This is a genomic window from Nitrospira sp. BLG_1, assembly GCF_047338595.1.
Lineage (GTDB): Bacteria > Nitrospirota > Nitrospiria > Nitrospirales > Nitrospiraceae > Nitrospira_D.
On the sequence record NZ_JBLFBO010000011.1, the window covers coordinates 1 to 21,319 of the forward strand.

13 protein-coding genes and 1 pseudogene are annotated in these 21,319 nt (G+C 54.6%); 9 read left to right on the forward strand and 5 right to left on the reverse strand.

Annotated features, from left to right (window positions below; translation table 11 throughout):
* The 3 genes and pseudogenes from ACMTNU_RS11145 to ACMTNU_RS11155 all read left to right on the forward strand — a co-directional run.
* A partial coding sequence (locus ACMTNU_RS11145; protein WP_413935326.1) for a hypothetical protein occupies positions 1 to 308 on the forward strand: 308 nt, incomplete at its 5' end.
* A gap of 634 nt (positions 309 to 942) precedes the next feature.
* Positions 943 to 1,167 (forward strand): annotated as a pseudogene (locus ACMTNU_RS11150) (efflux RND transporter permease subunit); the annotation flags it as partial.
* A gap of 19 nt (positions 1,168 to 1,186) precedes the next feature.
* Positions 1,187 to 2,035 carry a glycosyltransferase gene (locus ACMTNU_RS11155; RefSeq protein WP_413935327.1) on the forward strand — a complete coding sequence of 283 codons (849 nt, stop codon included), beginning with the start codon at positions 1,187 to 1,189 and terminating at the stop codon, positions 2,033 to 2,035.
* A 692-nt stretch (positions 2,036 to 2,727) separates the two neighbouring features.
* On the opposite strand, the gene ACMTNU_RS11160 is transcribed toward ACMTNU_RS11155, so the two are convergent.
* Together ACMTNU_RS11160 and pgm are read right to left on the reverse strand one after the other, a co-directional pair.
* Complete coding sequence (locus ACMTNU_RS11160; RefSeq protein ID WP_413935328.1) at positions 2,728 to 3,525, reverse strand: class I SAM-dependent methyltransferase; 798 nt, start codon at positions 3,523 to 3,525, stop codon at positions 2,728 to 2,730.
* Positions 3,522 to 5,168: a phosphoglucomutase (alpha-D-glucose-1,6-bisphosphate-dependent) gene (gene pgm, locus ACMTNU_RS11165; protein WP_413935329.1), complete on the reverse strand. Its 1,647-nt coding sequence runs from the start codon at positions 5,166 to 5,168 to the stop codon at positions 3,522 to 3,524. Before pgm ends, ACMTNU_RS11160 begins: the two co-directional genes overlap by 4 nt.
* Positions 5,169 to 5,387: 219 nt before the next feature.
* Between pgm and ACMTNU_RS11170 the strand changes: the two genes are divergently transcribed.
* The 6 genes from ACMTNU_RS11170 to ACMTNU_RS11195 all read left to right on the forward strand — a co-directional run bounded on the left by ACMTNU_RS11170 (position 5,388) and on the right by ACMTNU_RS11195 (position 15,310).
* Positions 5,388 to 8,786, forward strand: coding sequence for an AsmA-like C-terminal domain-containing protein (locus tag ACMTNU_RS11170; protein WP_413935330.1), 3,399 nt, complete (start codon positions 5,388 to 5,390; stop codon positions 8,784 to 8,786).
* 237 nt (positions 8,787 to 9,023) lie between these two features.
* A complete protein-coding gene (locus ACMTNU_RS11175; RefSeq protein WP_413935331.1) occupies positions 9,024 to 10,172 on the forward strand; it encodes a M24 family metallopeptidase in 1,149 nt (382 codons plus the stop codon).
* Between the two features lie 191 nt (positions 10,173 to 10,363).
* Positions 10,364 to 10,795: an archease gene (locus ACMTNU_RS11180; protein ID WP_413935332.1), complete on the forward strand. Its 432-nt coding sequence runs from the start codon at positions 10,364 to 10,366 to the stop codon at positions 10,793 to 10,795.
* Positions 10,792 to 12,243 (forward strand): RtcB family protein, encoded by a 1,452-nt coding sequence (locus tag ACMTNU_RS11185; RefSeq protein ID WP_413935333.1) that lies wholly within the window; start codon positions 10,792 to 10,794, stop codon positions 12,241 to 12,243. Before ACMTNU_RS11180 ends, ACMTNU_RS11185 begins: the two co-directional genes overlap by 4 nt.
* 507 nt (positions 12,244 to 12,750) lie before the next feature.
* Entirely contained in the window at positions 12,751 to 14,898 is a 2,148-nt protein-coding gene (locus tag ACMTNU_RS11190; protein ID WP_413935334.1) for a putative bifunctional diguanylate cyclase/phosphodiesterase, read from the forward strand.
* Between the two features lie 61 nt (positions 14,899 to 14,959).
* A complete protein-coding gene (locus ACMTNU_RS11195; RefSeq protein WP_413935335.1) occupies positions 14,960 to 15,310 on the forward strand; it encodes a PilZ domain-containing protein in 351 nt (116 codons plus the stop codon).
* 18 nt (positions 15,311 to 15,328) lie between these two features.
* Here ACMTNU_RS11195 and ACMTNU_RS11200 read toward each other — a convergent pair whose 3' ends face one another.
* From ACMTNU_RS11200 to ACMTNU_RS11210, 3 genes are read right to left on the reverse strand one after another with little or no spacing between them, the layout of a single operon-like run.
* Positions 15,329 to 18,193: a response regulator gene (locus tag ACMTNU_RS11200; protein WP_413935336.1), complete on the reverse strand. Its 2,865-nt coding sequence runs from the start codon at positions 18,191 to 18,193 to the stop codon at positions 15,329 to 15,331.
* Positions 18,194 to 18,203: 10 nt separating this feature from the next.
* Positions 18,204 to 19,163, reverse strand: a complete 960-nt coding sequence (locus tag ACMTNU_RS11205) for an ABC transporter substrate-binding protein (protein ID WP_413935337.1) — start codon at positions 19,161 to 19,163, stop codon at positions 18,204 to 18,206.
* A gap of 6 nt (positions 19,164 to 19,169) precedes the next feature.
* A complete protein-coding gene (locus ACMTNU_RS11210; protein WP_413935338.1) occupies positions 19,170 to 21,317 on the reverse strand; it encodes a TonB-dependent receptor plug domain-containing protein in 2,148 nt (715 codons plus the stop codon).
* Between the last annotated feature and the right edge of the window lie 2 nt (positions 21,318 to 21,319).

The following is a 21,319-nucleotide window of genomic DNA, read 5'->3' on the forward strand; positions in this document are numbered from 1 at the left end:
TTGTGTTGTTTGCATTCGAAGGGCAGGAGTTTTTCCCCCAAATCAAAGGGGGATTACTGCAGATGCACATGCGCGCACCGCTCGGGTTACGAATAGAGGCCGCAGGCCGAATTGCGTCGCTCGTCTCGAACAATATTCGGGAGATGCTGCCTGGCAACGTGGATGCCGTCGTCAGCAACTGTGGGCTTCCCGTCGGCGCCCACAACCTCGCCTTCATACCTCAACAACATCGCACTTCCTTTCCTGGCCACAGGGACTCTCCGCACAGGCCGCGCAGATTACCGATGATCTCGATCACTCTTCCTTAGGTTCTTCGTGCTCTGTACCCGTGTGCGCCGAGGGAGCGGTTGATAAGCGGTCTGGAATGAGTGGGGAACCACCGTCTCGAAGACTCTGCTCAGCGCCATCTCAAACGGCTCCAGATCTTTATGGCCGCCACTACTCAGGCCTTGAACAGACCCCACTATGCCAAAAGCTTCAATTGGTAATCAAGGAAAATGAGCTATATCGCACGTTACGCACTGTGCGACTAAGCACTGTTTGTCATTTGTGGTTAGGTACAGAACAGGGCTGATGTCCAAAGGAACAGAGGCGCGGATGTATAGCAATCTTCGTTTGAAGCACTGTGCACCGTATGGACCGTGTGATATCGCTCCTTTAAGCAGTGTGCAACTGATGGAGGGAATAGAAAAATAGGTCTTGGCCGAGAGTATCGGTGAAGCTCACCAGTATAAGCACATGGATTTATTCAAAAGACGAATGGCGTTGGTTATGGAGATTTGCTAGGCAAACACTTTGCACAAGGCAGATGCAGATATTGAAGACAGAATGTAGGCAACGCAATGAAAAACGTAAAAGTCTCCTGTGTCACTCGATACGTCATGGCTCCTACACCCGTACAGGTGGCAGAGCAGCGCCCCGATGCATTGGCGACGCGGAGCTATGCAAGACAATACAACTGTGGTTCTTGCCATTCTCATTGTGGTGTTTGGGGTCATGACAGTGATCCATGCCCCTACCGACGTCTTCCTCAATATTCAGATGCCTGTCAGTTCGGTCGTCTGGCTCTACGATGGTTTGATGCCGCAAGAAACCGATGGGCGTGTCACGCGTGTTTTCGAGCAAACGCTGACTCAGACGGTCGAAGGCATCAAGACCATCGTGAGTACGTCAGTAAGGAGCGCATGTGGGAAGACGAGCCTATGTGACTGTCCTCACAACCCCAGATTATTTGGAAGGCGTCCTGGTCCTCAACTATTCCCTGCGGCAGGTTGGCGCCAAGTACCCGTTGGTTGTTCTTTGCGTCGAAGACCTGCCGCGTAGCGTAAATGACATTCTGACGGCGTCTGGAATCGAAATTCACCGTGTGGCGTCGATTCTGAATCCGAGTCCCAGCAAGGACCGCCAACCGTACTGGAACACGACCTATACCAAGTTGCGTATTTTCGGTTTGGATTTCGAGAAGGTAATCTATGTGGATGCCGATATACTGGTCTGCACGAACCTTGATCACTTGTTTTCCAAACCACACTTGTCTGCCGTCAACGCCGGTGGACAGCTCCCCTGGCTTCGGGATTGGATCGCTCTCAATTCCGGCCTGATGGTCGTGGAACCGAGTGTTCCGTTGTTGGGTGATATGTTGCAACAGGTTGGTCAATTACCTGTCAAGGACCATGGTGATCAGTCCTTCTTACATTGCTATTACCCAGATTGGCCGAATCGGGAGGACCTTCACCTGGATCATAAGTACAATCTGTTTTCCGAGCATCTCGATGACTACTCGAAACTGTTTGGATATCGAGTCATTCGACGTTTTCCGGCTAAGGACCTTGAGCTGAATGATCATATGACAGTTAGCGTGATCCACTATATCGGACTCAAGAAACCATGGCACACTGATTATCCAATGCGCCCATGGTATAGGCGGCTATTACAGCGAGGCACTGCTAAACCACTGTTAGGTCATGCGGCTACTCTGTGGTTTCAAGCGAGGGAGAAAATGATCTCTGAGTGTGACGGTCGACTGCTGACCTGACGTGATAGCTCTCACCGGCGATTCTCAATCATTGGCCGCCGCCATCTACGTAATCACAGCCAGGTACAACTATTTAGGTAGCCTATCTTGTACCGTGCAAAAGACGCGTTCCGATAGGCCTCGCGCTTCCGGCGAATAGGCCGGGATCAACGTGATCCTCAGTTGCTGTGAGGCGCGGGGGACTTGCGCGAGCTGGGTCTTTTATAGCTCAGCCCTTCATCAGTGATAGGCGTTCACGATGTCATCCCGGCTCTTCCCGCTGAATCCGTACATAATCAGCATGTAAGGGCTGGCCTTGGTTATGTACTAAAATACTCTTAGAATAAAAGTTCAGAACACTTCCTGTGGGTCTGGATCGATCCTTGATCCCCAAGACACCTATTCCAATACAGCCCTGAAGAAGTAAGTATAAGAACACTATCGGGAGAGCTTTGAGCGGAGAAGATCGATGTTTAACGGAAACGCCTTGATTGACATATGTTGTCGGAAACCACCGTGTAGCCTTGAAGGGCTCAAGTAATTTGACGGAAATAAACAGGTGATGAGTTGGGAGAAAGGAAGGCAGGACTAAACTGATTTTCTGAACTGCCCAAAGAAGGGTAGCGTGCGGCTACGACGATTCAACTGGTGTTAATTCAATTGGTTTTGGTCCACTGATGCACAGCTCTGATCGTGCTGTGAATCGTATTCACTTATGCCAAATTCTGTTTCCGCCCGGATAAAACACAACGCTGTGCGATGAGCGGCGTGAAGCATTTGACGTTTTCAGCTATCTTCATCATGAATTCTTCTGCATAGTATTGATCTTCGAAACATTCATACACGTCATCCAGAAATCCACCACGCAGGAGCGGGTGATAGAGAAATTTCTGGCCAGCGCCAGTCTTCACTTCAAGCGGGTACTCAAAGGCTCCAACTCGTTCCAGGCCGAGTTGCTCAAGCCAGCTTCGTCCATCCTGCGCTGACGGACGTTCTTTCAGATAGTCCTGGAATCGTTCCCGCTCCTTGATCAGTCTTTGCTGAGCCATTGCTTGATCCACGCTCTGCCATAGTGAATCGAACGTTCCATATGATGGAAAGGTCAGGACCAGTTGGCCTCCTGGTTCGAGGTGCTCAACTAATCCCTGAACGGTCTGGAACCGGTTCGGGCGAAAGAACATCACAGAGAGATTTCCCGTGATGCGGTCAAACGTTGGCAGATCGGAACGCAGGGAACGCATGTCCATGCACTCGAACTGGAGCCATGGCAATTGCGATCCTTGCATAGCCTTCGCACGAGCGACCTGTCCGGCGCTCACATCGATGGCCAGCACTTCACCAGTAGGACCAATCTGTTCGGCAAGATAGAAGGCGGGGATCCCATGGCCTGAGGCAATGTCGAGGATTCGTAGGCCTGGTCGAAGGTCGAGGTGCTGCAATAACGACTCAGCAAACGGTGTGGACCAATAGTCGTGCCTGGGCAGGGGCCAGCGCAGGGTCTGCACACTCATCTCTGAGAGGCGAGCGCATGAGCGATGAGGGCCTGTGCTTCTTCCTGGATCCGCTTCAGATGTTCTTTCCCTTGAAAGCTCTCGGCATAGAGTTTGTACACATCTTCCGTCCCTGACGGTCTGGCGGCGAACCAGCCGTTGTCGGTGACGACTTTCAGGCCACCGATAGATGCCTCGTTCCCTGGGGCCTTGGTGAGCATGGAGACGATCCTATCTCCTGCCAATTCCGTTGCCTTCACTTGCTCGGGCGACAGCTTGGACAGAACAGCTTTCTGTTCTGGGGTGGCGGGGGCGTCGATCCGTTCGTAGACCGGCTCGCCTAGCTCGCTTGTTAGGTCTCGGTAGAGCTGGGCCGGATCCTTGCCGGTCTTGGCCATCATTTCGGCTGCCAGCAGATCCATGATGATGCCGTCCTTGTCTGTCGACCAGACGGTACCATCGTGGCGGAGGAACGATGCACCGGCGCTTTCCTCGCCTCCAAATCCAAGCGAGCCTTCCAGCAACCCGTTCACAAACCACTTGAAGCCTACCGGGACTTCAACCAGTTTCCGTTTTAGTTTGGCCGCGACTCGGTCGATGAGGCTGCTGCTTACTAAGGTCTTGCCGATTCCGGCGTCAGACTTCCAGTCGGGACGATTGGCAAAGAGATAGGCAATCGAGACAGCTAAATAGTGGTTGGGATTCATCAAGCCCGACCGGGTGACGATTCCGTGCCGATCGTTGTCGGCATCATTGCCGAATGCCACATCAAAGCGATCTTTCAGGGCGATGAGATTGGCCATGGCATAGGGGGAAGAACAATCCATGCGGATTTTGCCGTCCCAATCCAGTGGCATGAACCGAAAGGTCGGATCAACTGTTGGATTGACAATCTCAATATCAAGCCCATACTGCTGGACAATCGGCTTCCAGTACGCGACCCCAGATCCGCCAAGGGGGTCGATCCCCAGCTTAAGTCCAGCGCCGTTGATGGCAGCTATGTCGATGATATTCTTCAGATCGCTGACGTAGTTTCCGATATAGTTATGGCGATGTGTGGTGGCTGCCTGTCCTGCCTGTTCAATCGGAAGCCGGTTACATCCGTGCAGGTTGTTCGTCAAAAGGGTATTGGCTCTGTCCTCGATCCACTTGGTGACTTGTGTATCGGCCGGGCCGCCATTCGGGGGGTTGTACTTGATTCCCCCGTCTTCTGGAGGATTATGCGATGGTGTGATGACGATCCCATCTGCCAGACCAGAGGTTCGGTCCCGATTGTAGCGCAGGATGGCATGCGAGATGACCGGCGTTGGGGTGAAGCCCTTGTCTTGGTCGATCATCACCTCCACACGATTGGCTGCGAGGACTTCAAGGACGGTCACAAAGGCGGGATCGGAGAGGGCATGGGTGTCTTTGCCCAGATAGAGAGGTCCGGTCGTGCGCTGTGCCGCGCGGTATTCGCACACAGCCTGAGCGATCGCCACAATATGGCGTTCATTGAAGCTTCGCTTGAAGGAAGAACCGCGATGTCCCGATGTCCCGAATGACACCCGCTGCTCGCGGGCCGAGGGATCCGGGTGCTCTGCCCAGTACGCAGAGAGGAGTTTGCTGATGTCTACCAGGCTTGAAGGAGGTGCCGGCTGGCCTGCGGAACGGTGAATCGGCATAGGTAGAGATGTAGTTCCAATGCCAGGTGGCTGTCAACTCTTAAGATTCGATAGAGAAGTGATGAGCAGTGGGCTCATCAGCTGATACAGCCAAGTCCTGTGCGTAATGCATGGGGTACGGCTGGAGTTGGAGGGACTGAGTTTCACCATGATTCTGCTCGTGAGGAATCTCCGTGTGAACTGCTGTGTTGATAGATTTCATGTAGGTGATTCGGTAAGATGCCGCCGAAATCCTGTCCGGTCTCCGAAGGGGGTGGTGTGTCCCGTTTTCGGCTTGCCTTCCTGAGCATACTCGTGTTCGTCGTTCTCGCCGGAGCCTTCCTCGTATTTTCGCGAGAGTTGACCGGTCAAGACTATCTCAAGGACTTCGTCCTGGAACAATTGGAAGAGAGTCTTGGTCGGAAAATCGATGTCCACCGGGTCAAGTTTGTGGTGTTTCCTCGCATTCGTGTGGAACTTTCAGAAGTCGTCATTCATGATCCGCAATCGGCGCAAGTGGTGCTCACCGCCAAGCGCGTCGATCTGGTCCTTCGACTCTTGCCGCTTCTGAAAAAACAAATTATCGGAAAACGACTCTTGATTGAGGAGCCCAGACTGACCCTTCGTCGCAATGAACGGGGTCGGTGGAACATCCTGGATGGGGTAAACGGGCAAGCGGATACCGACCAGCAAACCATGGCATTGATGGCACGGACATTCATGGTCAGGCAGGCGAAACTCGTCAATGGCACAATCACGGTGACGGATGCGGCCAGACCGGATGGCGTTCGGTCCATTACCCTGGAACATGTCGAGTTTGACATTACTATTCGGCCCGAGCAGGGTGTTGCCGATGTGCATGTGGCGCTGTCCCATCAGGATACGCATGGAGTCTCGAGGGTGTCCTTGGATGGGGGGATCAAGCAGGCGGAACACCCCATTGCATTGTCGAGTGACGATGTGGGGGAACCAGTTCCCGGATTGCAGTTCGACGGTCATATTGATGCCGCTGATATTAAAGTGCGCGACGCGGCCGATTTTCTCGGCCCGAGACCGGTGTCCGATCATCTCCAAGGCGCGTTGAATCTCCGCAGTGCCGTCCGTGTCATGCCGGGCGTGGCCGGCTATGACATGGTGTTATCGGATATGAGCGCACACTTGAACGAGATCACCCTGACGGGCAATGGCAGTCTTGCCGGTGTCCTGACGCCGCAACCCACCTTCTCGGTGACCTTCGCCAGTTCTCTTGTGACGCTGCCGCAATTGCTGAAAACCATTTCTCCGGAGTGGGTCCATCCACAGTTACCGGCTGTGCTGGCAGAACGTCGGATCGACGGCAAGGTACAGGTTGTGAAGGCCACCCTGACTGGCTCGACCGCGACGGGTCCTCAGTTATCGGCGACCGGGGAATTTCATGTGCAAGAAGGTCATGCGCTCATCGGTCGTGATCATGTCGCCGCAACAGACTTGGCGGCGGTGATTCTGGTCGAAACCGGGCGGGTGCGTATCTCCAAAATTGCGGGGAACTATGGGACGATGCAGCTGACCGATGGGAAAGCGGAGGTGTCGTTTCTTGATGCAGGCCCGTGGTTGGACCTGGAGATGACGAGTGAGATGGGGGCAGCGTCTTTGGTGGAGTTTCTTTCGAAAACGGTCAAAGCGGAGCGGATGGCACAGGTGTTTACCGGTGTTCGGGAGGCAGAGGGAACGGCGGTTGCAACCTTTCGCCTTCTTGGTCCATTGAATCAACCAGGTGGAATCACGTTTGCCGGTGGAGAGATTACGGCTCGCCACATTAGCCTCAATCATCCGGCATTGCCGGAGCGGATGACAGGGTTACAAGGGCGGTTTGTATTGGCTGATGGCGCAACTCAGCTGGATCAGGTGACGGGGAATCTTGGTGGGATGGCTGTGCAGGTCCAAGGGACCATTACCGGTGGGCCGACCAGTCAGTTTCAAGATGTGTCTATTCATACACGTGGTGATGCGACTCAGATGGTTCGGCTCTTCCGATCTTCGGCGATTGATCGGGGTATGCTGGAGGGGACTCTGAGCTCGACAGCGACACTCTCAGGTGTAACGACGAGACCTCGTGTCCGAGGATCCATCGTGCTGGATGAGGCGAAAGTCGTGCTTGGGGGGATCGATAAACCCATTGGGTCGCGCGCGACGGTCGAGTTTGAAGGGGTGCTGCCGCAGACTGCGAGTATCAAGCTGGATCGAGTCGCACTGGTTCTCCCGTCCTTGACGATTCCCGCTAAGGGCACGATGCAGTTTGGGAATGGTTTCTTGGTTGATATGGCAGTCGCGACCGGAACCATCCCGGTTGCCAGTCTCCCGAGATGGATCTCCAAGAGCGGACTTGAAGCGGGGAACCTTGATCTCTCGTTGGAGATCAAAGGCCGGGAGCCAGACTGGCAGGCGTGGCGAATAACCGGATGGATGGGGCTGACGAATGGAGTGCTGCAGGCCAAGGGAGTTGATGGGCACATTCAGGAGCTCTATGCCCGTGTCAGATTTCTTCGCAACGAGGCCGAGCTTAAACGACTGTCGTTCAAAGTCCAGGGTAGCGATATCGCTATGGAAGCCACGGTTCGCAATTGGCTGGCGAAGCCATCCATCATCGGCAAGATTGAGTCGAATCAGCTGGACCTGAGTCTGCTGATTCCCAAGGGCGGGCGCTCGCCTATCCGGGAGTTCCTGGAGACGCTGGCGGCAACGAGTCACGTGACGATGACCGCGACGGTGGCACGTGGGTATTACCAACATCTGAAGCTCAGCGCGCTGTCTGCACGCCTCACCATTCAGGATGGGGTGCTGGATGTGGATCGTTTGTCCGGGGAATCCAGTCATGGGCATGTGGCGGGCCGGTTGGTTGTGCAGCTTCCACCAAACGCGCCGGCTGACCTCGATCTTTCGTTTCGGGCCACGGGGGTGGAATTCGATGATGTCTTGCAGCTGGCCAAGGCACAGGCGCATGGGGTGTCGGGAGAGCTTCGAATCAGCGGCGCCATTCGTGGCCATGGACGAAATCCCCATGGGATCTACCCCTCGCTCAATGGCAAGGTTGACGTCTTGTTGGAAAACGGACGAATCCTGAAAACAAATGAGCGCACCGTCTGGAAAATCATCAGCCTGCTGAATCTTCCTGCCGTCTTGCAAGGCAAGGTCGAGTTGGAAAAAGAGGGGCTCCCCTACAACCGAATTTCCTCAACGATTGCCATCCAAAACGGTCTGTTTCAGACGGAAAATCTAATCATTGACAGCCCAATCCTCAAGATCACCGCAGCGGGGAATTATGATTTACCCACAGATCAGCTGGATCTTGCAGTGGCGGTGAGCCCGTTTGGATCCTATTCGCAATTTCTCAAGACAATTCCACTCTTCGGACGAATCATCGCAGGAGATCGGAAAGGATTAGCCACGGCCATGTTTACTGTGAAAGGAGGGCTGGAAGATCCGGAGGTCACCTATCTGCCGGTGAAGTCGTTTGCCTCCGGTCTCTCAGGATTGGCGCAGCTTGCGGTTGATGTACTCACGAATACCTTGACGTTGCCGATGGATTTGGTGACGCCGGATGAAGAATCCGGCGTGCGGCCAAAAGAACCTGCGCCTTCATCGGCTCCTGCTCGGCCATAACTGGTCGTAACTTTCGTCAGACCGAATTCTTGACCGACTCACGCCCCCATGCTAGCATCCGACTCAAGATGCTGAAAATGCTTGTCGGCTTCGTTCTCGCGGCGTTCAGTCCCTCAACGTACCTCCGATGGTACGCCTCAGTCTCTCACTTGCTGCGGCCTCACCGAGCAGCCATTTTGAGCATCTTGAGCGTATTCCTCCCGCCTTGCTGGGTGTCCACTTTTAGGTAGTTGATCCATGAAACGCAGTACCGTGTCCCAACCCGACGTAGCCACTTTGTTCATTGCCGCGAGTGAGCAGGATTCGAATCTCTATTACGCCACGCGATTCATGGCTCCCGATCCGTTCATCTATCTTGAAATCAGAGGCGAACGGGTGATGGTGATGAGTGATCTGGAAATGGATCGCGCCAGGTCCGAGGCATCGGTGGATCGAGTGTTGTCGTATTCTGAAGTCGAGCAGAAGGCCAAGAAACAGGGCATCAAAGCCCCGACAGCCGTCGATATCGTTCATGTGGTCTTGAAGGAGTCGAAGATCCGACGCCTGTCGGTGCCGGCGAGTTTTCCGGTCATCCATGCTGCTCGTTTGCAGGAGCGGGGCTACAGCCTCAAGCCCAAATCGGATCCGTTCTATGAGCAACGTGTCGTGAAGACGCCGGAAGAGGTGCGCCATATCGAGGAGGCTCAGCGGGCCACGGAGGAAGCCGTCACCGCTGCTCATGCGATGTTACGGAAGGCTGAGATCAAGGGGGCGCAACTATGGCTGGATGGTCAGCCGATGACCTCTGAGCGGATCAAGAAGTTCATAAATGTGAAGCTGATGGAACGAGACTGTATTGCCCAGCATACGATCGTGGCCGGTGGGGAGCAGGCCTGTGATCCTCATAATGAAGGGAGCGGACCGTTACCCGCGCATCGCAGTATTATTTTTGATGTGTTTCCTCGCTCTGCCACGAGTCGCTATTTTGCCGACATGTCTCGCACGGTGATCCGAGGGACGACGAGTCCTGAGCTCAAGCGGCTGTATAGTACGGTGAAAGACGCGCAGGAAGAAGCCATCACGAAAATCAAGGATGGCGCTGACGGGATGAAGATCCATCAGGGTATCTGTACACGGTTCGAGAAGGCCGGTTACCAGACGGGCCTTGTGAACGGGCGCATGCAGGGGTATTTTCACGGGACCGGACACGGGGTGGGACTGGACATTCACGAAGCGCCTCGCATCAGCCGAACAGGTTCGCTCCTCCAAGAAGGGCATGTGGTCACGGTCGAACCAGGACTCTATTACCCAGGATTGGGCGCGGTTCGTATCGAGGACATGGTGCTGGTGACCAAGGACGGCTGCCGGAATCTGACGAACTTTCCCAAGCAGTTCGTGCTCGACTAGCCTGCTGTTGGAAAACACTTTCAGCGGCATTTCTGCCTCGCTCACACACTCCACATATCCAGGTCCGGACGATTCTTTGACTTTCGCGAGCTCGGTCGAGCCACGCACCAATGGCAGGATGGTAACCTGAGCGGCCATTTTGAATAGCCAACCCGGTTGCGTCATACTGTCAGTGGGCTCACGGGAACAGAATGCACTCGTATCAATTTCTTGACGATATTGCGGTAGCGGACCTGGCCTTCAGAGCGGAAGGCGATTCCGTGGAGGAGTTGTTTCACGGAGCGACTGAAGCGCTACTGGAAACATTGGCCGATCCTTCAACGGTGGCAGTGACGTGGGAGCGTAGGATTGAACACGTATGTGGAGCTCTTGACGAGCTGCTCTTTGAATGGCTGTCGGATCTGGTGTATTGGAAAGATGCAGCGGGGGTGGTGTTCCACGAAGCAGACCTTTCCGTGGTTCAGAAAGGCACCACATGGACGCTTGCTGCTGTACTGCGAGGCGCTCCCGTGGACCGGACAACTCAGACACTCCACAATGATGTGAAGGGGGTGACGAAGCATCTGTATGAAGTGAAACAGCAGGGAATGCGCTGGTATGCTCAGGTGGTGGTCGACGTATGAAATTGAATACTGATATGCGGGTCAATCGGGTGACCGATGAGGTGTGGGAGATCCCCGTCACTGAGAAAGCCGGGATGTTGGTACCGGCGCGGATTTATGCCACGCCGGGTATTTTACAGACGATGGACCGCGGTGTTTTCGATCAAGTCACCAATGTGGCTTGTCTCCCTGGTATTGCGCGTTATGCGCTCTGCATGCCGGACGGGCATTGGGGCTATGGGTTTCCCATTGGGGGTGTTGCCGCATTTGATACCAGGTCGGGAATTATTTCTCCCGGAGGTGTCGGGTATGACGTCAATTGTGGGATGCGTCTGATCCGCACGGATTTGACACTGGAAGATGTGCAACCGAAACTGGATCGTCTCATGACCGAATTATTCCGGCGTGTACCGGCCGGTGTCGGAGCAGCAGGCTTCATCCGATTGAATCGAGGTTCGTTCGAAGGGGTCATGACACGAGGTGCTCAGTGGTGCATTGAAGAAGGCTATGGCTGGCATCGGGATCTTGCGCACATTGAAGAAGGCGGTTGTATCGCAGGTGCCGATCCGTCCAACATCAGCGATCATGCGGTGGGGCGGGGGATCAATCAGCTGGGGACACTGGGCTCCGGGAATCATTACTTGGAAGTGCAGGTTGTCTCCAGCAATCGGGTGTTCGATTCTGAGACGGCTACGGCGTTCGGTATTACCGGCCAAGATCAGATTGTGGTGATGGTCCACTGCGGGTCCCGTGGATTTGGCCATCAGGTTGCCAGCGACTATCTCAAAATATTTGAGAAGGCGATGCGGCGGTATGGGATCTCTGTGAAGGATCCGCAACTCGCGTGCGCTCCGTTCCGTTCGCCGGAAGGACAGGACTATTTCTCAGCCATGAACTGCGCCGCCAACACGGCCTTCGCCAACCGGCAGGTCATCACCCATCAGATTCGCGAAGCCTTCGCGACTGTGTTCAGGCGGTCGGCTGAAGAGTTGGGCATGGAGTTGGTCTATGATGTCGCCCACAATATCGCCAAAGTCGAGCGCTATTCAGAAGGAGATCTGTTGGTCCACCGCAAGGGATCAACCAGGGCGTTCGGCCCAGGGAGTCCGGACTTACCATGGGATTTTCAGAAGACAGGCCAGCCGGTTATCTGTGGAGGGTCAATGGAGACCGGTTCCTATCTTTTGGTCGGCACCGACCGGGCTGTCTCTGAGACATTTGGGTCGACGATGCATGGGTCTGGACGGACGATGTCACGAGCGCAGGCCAAGAAATCGATTCGTGGCGAACAGCTTCAGCAGGAGATGAGCCGGCGCGGAATTCTTGTGAAAGCTGTATCAATGTCAGGCTTGGCGGAAGAGGCAGGGTTCGCATACAAGAATATTTCTGACGTCGTTGAGACGGTCGACCGTGCAGGCATTACCAAAAAAGTGGCGGAACTACGTCCAATCGGGAACATCAAAGGGTAATCCGTGGGTCGCATGAAAAGAGGCGCACGGTGAATGGCCGTATGCTGAACAGTGTTTCGAGCCAGCCTCCGTGTTTTATTCCGAATCGTGAGCGTCGTTCTGCGGGTGAAGCCATCAACGTTTTGGGAAGTGCTGCGTTGAGCATCGTGTTGCATAAGAATCAGCTCCCTTCCTAGGCTAAGAGAATTTCCTGAGTCACGTGCGCAGCACTGCGAAGCGAATTTTCTCCAAATTCTTTACGCGTCAAAAATTGCTGGTATCGTCAGGTGTCAGGGCAGAGGGTCGAACGGCCGGATTGGTGCCGTACGCTTGTTCGGCATAGCGTGCATGAGATGCACAGTCATCTCGTGCGCTCTCCACTGCGTCGTGTGTCGATTCGACGGCTTGGGTTGATGCCGCACAGCAGTTCGTCAGCCGAGGGATGGAGGGGCTATTGAAGGAGTCTGCGGCATGAGTCGTCAGGAGGGATGACCTGCATGAAGTCCAGAGGGTATGAGCGAGGGTGAGATGTCAGGGGTAGATGAGACAAGGGCGGCCGTCGTCCTCGTGGTTGATGATGAGGCGATGATCAGACTATTCGTGCGAGAGGCCTTGGAACAGGCTGGGTTTGAGGTGTGTGAGGCATCCAATGGCGCGCATGCCCTCGAGCAGTTTGCAGTGCGGCGTCCCGACCTGATCATCATGGACGTCGTGATGCCTGTGATGGATGGATTTGCCGCCTGTATGAAGCTGCGTGAGTCGGTGGAAGGGAAGCGTGTGCCGATCCTGGTGATGACGGCGCTGGATGATGAGGACTCGATTGGTCGTGCCTATGCGTACGGTGCCACGGATTTCATTGCCAAACCGACGAATGCGACGATCCTGGGCCATCGAGTCCGGTACATGCTGCGCGGGAGTCTTACGCTCAATGCACTTCTCCGAAGCGAGGCGCGGCTGGGTTTGGCACAGCGGATTGCCAAGATCGGCAATTGGGAATGGCACCCCGCCACGGGGCGGTTTTTGGCATCCCCGGAGCTCTGTCGGTTGATGGGAATTCGATCACAAGATTTTCGAGAAACGAAAGAAGCATTTCTCGAGATGGTGCATGTGGATGATCGCGATCTCGTCGATCGAGCGCTGCAATCAATTCTTGCGGAGCGGAAGCCTTGTGATATCGATCACCGGATCGTGTTTCAGCACGGAGGCGAGTTTACGGTCAATCTGCAGGCCGAGGCGGTATTCGATGATCAGCTGAAAGTAATGACGATCGTGGGGACGGCCAAGGATATCAGTGAACGAAAGCGCTCCGAGCGGGAAATCCATCGGCTGGCCTATTACGACAGTCTCACTGGGTTGCCGAATCGTGTGTTATTCAAAGATCGCGTCACACAAGCGCTCGCCCATGCGCGGCGTTACCGATCAACGCTTGCGGTCTTGTTTCTCGACCTGGACCGGTTCAAGGTCATCAACGACACGTTAGGCCATAACATCGGTGATCTGCTGTTGAAGCAGGTTGCGGATCGCTTGGCAGAGTCAGTCAGGCACAGCGACTCCGTCAGTCGGTCGGTCGAGAAGGGTGAGGCCCATGAATTAGCCCGCTTAGGAGGAGACGAGTTTACGGTCCTGTTGACGAACATTCGACAGGTTCAGGATGCCGGGATGGTTGCCAGGCGTATCCTAGAGTCGCTGGCACGATCATTCTTGATCGACGGCCATGAGATTTCGGTCACCACCAGTGTGGGGATTGCCATCTTTCCGACCGATGGAGACTCAGTAGATCAATTGCTGAAGAGTTCTGATGTCGCAATGTATCAGGCGAAAGAGCGAGGTCGGAACAACGCACAGTTTTACTCGGCGACTATGAACTCTATGGCTGCGGAGCGACTTGAACTGGAGAATGATCTGCGGAAGGCGCTGGAGCATCACGAACTCACCGTGTATTACCAGCCCCAAGTCGATATCCGAAGCAAGAGAATTGTAGGTGCAGAGGCATTAGTGCGATGGCATCACCCTGTGCGTGGCTTGCTGATGCCTGCCGTGTTTCTTCCTGTCGCCAATGAGACAGGGATGATTCGAAAGCTGGATGAAGCCGTGTTGGGCATGGCATGCCGGCAAGGCAAGGCGTGGCAAGATGCCGGTTATGTGCCGATCCGCATGTCGGTCAATGTCTCCAATTCTTTCTTCCATGGGGCTTCGTTGGTGAGCGCCGTGTCACGAACGTTGGAAGAGACCCAGCTTGGTCCGGAATTTCTTGAGTTGGAGCTGACTGAGTCAATCGCTATGCGGCATGTCGAAACGTCCATTGAGATGCTGCAGGAATTGCGAGCGATAGGAGTTCGACTGTCGATCGATGATTTTGGGACAGGCTATTCGTCCTTGAGTCACTTACAACGGTTTCCTTTGAATATGCTCAAAATCGACCAATCATTCGCGTGTGATGTGCCGCACAATGTGGCCAATGTTTCAATCTCTCGTGCAATTGTCTCCCTTGCGCATAGCATGAACCTGACGGTGTTGGTGGAAGGGGTTGAGCATGAAGAGCAGTTGAAGATGTTCCGTGAACAGGGATGTGATGAAGCACAAGGGCATTACTTCGGGCGTCCGATGCCGGCGGAAGAATTTGTGCAGTGCCTTACTCGGGTCGATGCGGAGAGACGAGGAAGACAAGCGGCCTAGATGATGTCGCGTAAACGAACGTCCTCCATGAGGGCGTACATCCGTGAGGAGAGAGGTGCACATGGAACAACGAAAAGGTAAACGATTCCCCGTTGGATTTCGGAGCTCGTTCAGCTCGGCAAACATTATTTCTGGCGATGGGACATTGAACGAACTCTCACTGCGAGGTTGTCGTGTCCGGAGCTTAATTGAGGTGAATCCGGGGACGGTGCTTCAGATTCGTGTTCACGTGTCTGATCATGAATCGCCCATTGTGATCTCTCACGCGATCGTCCGATGGTATCGAGACGGTAGCTTTGGATGTGAGTTTGTGAACCTCGGGGCAGAGGAATGGGCTCGGCTTCGTGCGGTGACGACGGAATTGGAGAAGGAACCCTACCAGAAGGCGAAAGATGCCAGTGAAGCCGCATAACGCCACCGCCGTGAAGAATCATGCCGCTCGTGCTCGCAGTCTGTCTTCAAAAATCTTGCAGGCCAGCTCGACGCTTTCTTCGAGCGAGTCCAGCAGATTAGCGGCGGCATCCCGCTGCTGTGCCCGTGCCAGGCGCTCGATTTCTCCCGCTTGAAAGCCGGCGGCTAGAGCCCCGACTTGTGCGCTCGCTGATTTTAATTGGTGCGCTCCGTCTATGAGCGTAGTCCCTTCTCCTGCCTGGATGGCCTTGCGCATCACTCCAACAAGCCTCCTGGAATCTAAGAGGTAGAGTGAGAGAATCTTGTGCAGGGCGCTCAAACGACCGGCTCGTTCCATGGCCAGCAGATTCTTCCAGACGACGTCGTCGATGACGGGGATTCCCAAGGGAGTCGTCGAGGCGAGTTGTTCATTGAGTGCCTGCGGGTTGGGCAGCGCATCCGGTGGTTGCGCATTCATCCATCGTCGTATGGTGGCTTGCAAGCTGTCCTGCGAAAACGGTTTTGAGAGGTAGTCATCCATCCCAGCCGTCAGACACCTTTCCCGATCACCTTCCAAGGCATTCGCGGTTAAGGCGATGATGGGAACATGCTGGCCTATGCCGCTCGCTGCTTCATGACGGCGAATCTCAGTGGCTGCGGCAAACCCGTCCATCTCAGGCATCTGGCAGTCCATCAAGATGAGATCGTAGTGCCGCTTCGAGACAGCCTCCACCGCTTGACGGCCATTCTCAGCCACGTCGACGCGGCAACCGAGTAGCTCCAACATCCCCAGCGCCACTTCGCGGTTGACCGGGTTGTCCTCGGTGAGCAGGATTCGGCTATGGATGGCTATGGGTTGTGGTGTCGGGAGTTCAGGTCGTGGAACGGCCTCTGTGTCGGCATATCGTTGGCGCAATAAACAATCCCGTAACAGGGCCTGTCGGACCGGTTTTTGGAGCCACGCGAAAAAGTTGGATGATCCTGACTCACCCATACAAGACTGTTGGTCGACTGAGCTGAGCGCCAACAGTGGAATGTTGGTAAGTACGGGGTCGGCTTTGATCATGCGAGCCAGCATGACGCCGTCGACGTCTGGCATGTGAATGTCAAGGATGGCCATGTCGACTGGTTTGCCGTCGACCACGGCCTGTTTCAGTTGTTCTAATGCGGCTACGGCACCGTCGGTGCAGACGGTCTCGGCCTCCCAACTTTTCAGCTGAGAGTCCAGAATAAATCGATTGGTCGCGTTGTCGTCCACAATAAGGACTCTGGTTCCGGCAAGCGATCGAGTCGGTGGCGCGTTCGCTGCCTGGCGTGTTGGGTCATATCCCAGTTGCATCGTGAACCAGAAGGTGGAGCCGTGGCCGGGCAGGCTCTCAACTCCGACTTCCCCTCCCATGAGGTGCACCAATTGCCGGACGATTGCTAAGCCGAGCCCTGTGCCGCCGAACCGTCGGGTGGTTGAACCGTCTGCCTGGGAAAATGCTGAAAACATTCGGTTTCTGGCCTCGTCAGTGATCCCGATGCCGGTGTCTTTCACTTCACATTTCAGTCTTATCCCTTCAGCGTCCGTGGAAAGGCAGTGGACCCATAAAGAGACTTCCCCTCGTTCAGTGAACTTCACGGCATTGCCTAAGAGGTTCAAGAGTACCTGTCTGAGTCGTATCGGATCACCGATTGCGGCATCAGGTGTCTTCTCAGGAACGAAACAGGTCAACTCCAATCCCTTTTTAGCCGCCGGCTCAGAAAAAAGCTCCACGGCTTCTTCGATCGTCTGACGGAGACTGAACGTAATCCGTTCCAGTTCGAGCTTGCCGGCCTCGATCTTGGAAAAGTCCAAGATGTCGTTGATAATCCCCAGCAGGGCGGTGCCGGATCGGTGAACGGTATCGACCATGTGTCGCTGGCGTTCCGTGAGTTGAGTGGTCACCAGGAGCTCGGTCATCCCGAGCACCCCGTTCATCGGCGTGCGGATTTCGTGGCTCATGTTCGCCAGAAACTGCGATTTGGCTCTGCTCGCGGCTTGCGCCTCTTTGGCCAATCGGCGAGCCTCTTGGGTTGCTGCTTCGAGCTGTTCGGTCCGCTCGGTAACTTTGATTTCCAGGCTTTGTTGGTAGTTAATCACTTGCTGTTGAGAGGCCTTGAGTTGAGCCGTCATCTGACGGAAGGAAGAGGCCAACTGATCTACCTCATAAGCTCCGCCGGGGGAGATATCGATGTCGAACCGGCCTTCTGCGACGTGCCCGGTTGCCTTCGTTAATGCGAGCAGGGGGTGGGTGATTGTTCTCATCAGCACGAACGCAAGCAGCAGACCGACAAGGAGTACCACAATCACGAGCATGCCGGTCTCAATCATGAATTGGTGCAAATACTCTTGCAGGGGCTGCAGACTCAAGACAATGTGGATGTATCCAATAACGGCTGACGAGGAACCGTTATGGCTCGATTCAAGAAAGAGCGGGTCGGTGGACGAAGTGGTGCGACTGAGTATCGGAGCTACAATACTAACGAAGTCGACTCCGCCAGCGGCGATCATCTCGGTGCGCCGCGTGTGAGTCGGCGCCGACGCGCTGCGTAGCTGTGGTACCGGAGCAGCCCCTAAGGCCGCAAAGGATTGTTCCAGGAGAGTCTGATTCGTTCCGTTTGAAATGGAGACGTATGCGACGTCTGACATCGAGTTGAGCCCAGCCACCGCCCGCCTGAGAGCCTCTTGGTTTTCGGTGTAGACCGCATACTCGCTGTTCTCGGCTACCAGGGCGGCAATGGTGAGCCCTTCGTCGACCAGATCCTGATGGCGAACCGTGGTTTCTCGTTGAATGACGGACCAGGCGATGCCGACGGTGATCACCGCAAGGCTGATGGTGATTAGATTCACAATGCCTCGAAGCCCGAGACGTATTCTCATAAGCCGTGCCTCATTGGAAGACGTGCGATGCTCCCTTGATCAGATCCGGTGGAAGTTCAAGGTTGATCACACCGGCTGTTTTTAGATTTAACACATAGGTCACCTTGCGCGGGTACGTGGGAGACAGTGAGCTCACACTGGTCCCGCCGAGGAGTTTGCCGGCCAGCTCCCCGGTTTGAAGACCAATGTCCAGATAATCGCGGTCGAGCGCGTAAAGAGCTCCTGCCTTCACCCATGAGGTGGACAGCCCGACAAACGGAACTTTGCTTTTCAAGGTGTTCAGCAGAATAGGTTCTGCTGTTTGTGGCGTCATCACGACCGCATCGGGAATGCCCCACAACACATCGGTTGTTCGGGTGACCTCGTCCAGGGCATCCGGAAGGGCACGGGGTGAATCAACGGATTTGGGGACGAGCGTCAGGCCAGCTCCCTTTGCTGACTTTGACGCGGCGTCCACCTTGAGCTGGTTTTCTTTAGTATTAAAGAGAACCCCTACCGTGCCGGCAGTGGGGATGATTCGCTTCAGCCACTGGAGTTGTGTCTCGATGGGGAAATCAAGCAGGACAGCGGTGGCGTTGGGAGAAGACCGTATCTCATCGGGTGTGACGATCATGGTAGCCAAAATCGGTACGTTGCTGATCTCTCGCACGGCTGCCTGTGTCACCTGGTTTCCCAAGGTCACGACCAATTTGGCACCGGTACGTTTCACATCTGCGAGCACGTCCTGAGTCTTTGCCTGGTTTCCCTGCAGAGGATAGATTTCCACAGTGAGCGTGATTCCCTGTTTGGCCAACGACTGTTGGAACCCGGTCAACACCTCCTGATACGGTTTCAAGTCCTGCCCGCTCAACACAACGATGCGGTTGGATTCGGCGCTGACGAGTCCGACGGGCAGCGTGAGGACCAAGACCACGAGCGTGATGGCTCGCGTCAAGAGGGTTACAAAGTCTGTGAGGCCGTGCGTCATCATCAGTCTTTAAAAGCGATACTTCAGTTTCACCCAGAACGTTCGTCCGTCTTGATCGATGATGTCTTGCCGATGCGATTCGTCACCTGGGTATCCATATTTCTGATTCATCACGTTATTGATATGGGCGGAAAGTTCCCAGCCCTTGATGAGGTGTTGGCTGAACAACGACAGGTTGAGGATGTAGAACGGACTGGCGTTGTTTCCGGCCAGGGTCAGCCGAGAACTGGTGTATCGTCCTTCAAATCCGGCAAAGAGCTTGTCGGGAATGAGTGGGACGATCAGGTTGGTTTTTACCAGGTGTTGGGGAGAATTCGTGAGTCGCTGTTTAGTTCGTTCCATGTGAGAGGTCTGCAAGGCATAGCTGACTCGACCTTCGAGCCCAGTCGGCCATTTGCCTTCCATCGTGAGCTCGACACCTCGAGCGCTAATGTCATCCACATTATCAAAGAAGGACGTACCGGCCGAGTCAGCGGTCCAAACGATTAAGTCGGAAATGTTGTATTGATAGAGGCTGCCGAGCGCACGGACATGCCGACCCAGGTACTGTTCCAGGACAAGTTCGTAAGTATGGAGTTTTTCTGGTTTGAGGTTTGGGTTGGTTTTGACCGACGTTCCCGGTGCATAGAACTGTTCATAGGCCGTGGGCGCTCGAAATGCCTGTCCATACAGGAGTTTAACGGCGGTGGTTTTCCAGGTGTAGATGAGGCCTGCACGGGGATTGGTGGTGCCGCCGAACGTACTGTACTGGTCATGACGGAATCCGGCATGTAACGCTAGATGATCTGTGATGGACCACTCATCTTGGACATAGCCGGCAATAAAACTGGACCGGCGTTTGTCATCGAGGTACGTTGCAGGCGGATCAATATCCCGGTTGCTTTGATTGACGATGAAGTTGCTGCGATATTCCGTACCGACCGTGATCCTGTGTCGATCGAAAAACCGTCTGGTGAGGGTAAGTTCACCCCCTGCCCACTGAGCTTGCACGACATCTTTGTTCAGGGTAAAGGGTGTGAGTCCGATCCCGGAATAGTCGTAGGGGTAAAATCCATGATAGTAGTAATAATCGTAGTACAGCCGGGCTTTGACATTGACCTGGCTGAAGAATTCGTGTTGGTACGCCAGGTCCATGTACCAACGCTCATCGACGGTAGTGAAGCGCTGGTCGTTGAAGACGGTTCCGAATGCCCCGGTCGGCACGCCTTTTTTCCGCCATTGATAACCGCCTGTGAAGGTGAAGTCAGAATAGGAGAGCTTTCCCGAATAGTAGTACAGATTGTCGCGATCGTTGTCTTTGGCAATGCCGTTGTTGATGGATGCGAAGACCGGGTAAGAAAGTTCGCGATGGCCTTCGCTGCCGGAATAGGAACCCGACAGCAGCATCTCAACCCCGTTTGCAAATTTGTTCCCGTAGGACAGTCGACCTCGGTAGGTATTGAAACTGGATGCCTCCCCTGATAGCTCAACGCCTTTAATATCTCTTCCTCGTTTCGTAATGATATTAATGACCCCCAAAAAGGCGTTCGTTCCGTACAGGGAGGAGGAGGGCCCCCTAATGACTTCAACGCGATCGATCAGGTCCACATCGATGGGGAGTTCAGTCCCGACCCCGGCTTGATCATAGACCGAGTCTTGGAGTCGATGATTGTCAACCAGAATGAGGACGCGAGTGTTGTAATCGCCCGGCCGGTTCAACCCTCTGATTCCCAAATACCCGTAGTTTCGATCCGTGTTCGTAAAAAGTCCAGGAATGCTGTCCAGAATTTGTCCAAAATTTCGGTAGCCGTATTTGCGAATCTGTTCCGCTGTGATGATGGTGATCGCGGCCGGAGCTTGATGGGTTTTCTGGTCGTATTTGGCTGCTCCGTAGACCGAAGGGATATCGTCGAATAATGTTTTTTCGTTCGAAGTTGAATCGGTGATGAATTCTCCTGTGCCGGGTGTCGCTGGGGCCGGAAGTTCGAGTGGGAGATCCAAGACTGAGTCGACTTGGGCAGGAGGTGGGGCTTCGGTTGCTGCAGCCTCGTATGATGGCCATTCCCACACGGTGAAGAGAGTTGCGGCGAGAACCATGCCATAGAGTGATCGTAACCGCCAGAGAATAAACCCTGAGCGTGCTATTGGCATGGCTGAGGTTATGAGATCAATCTTCATCG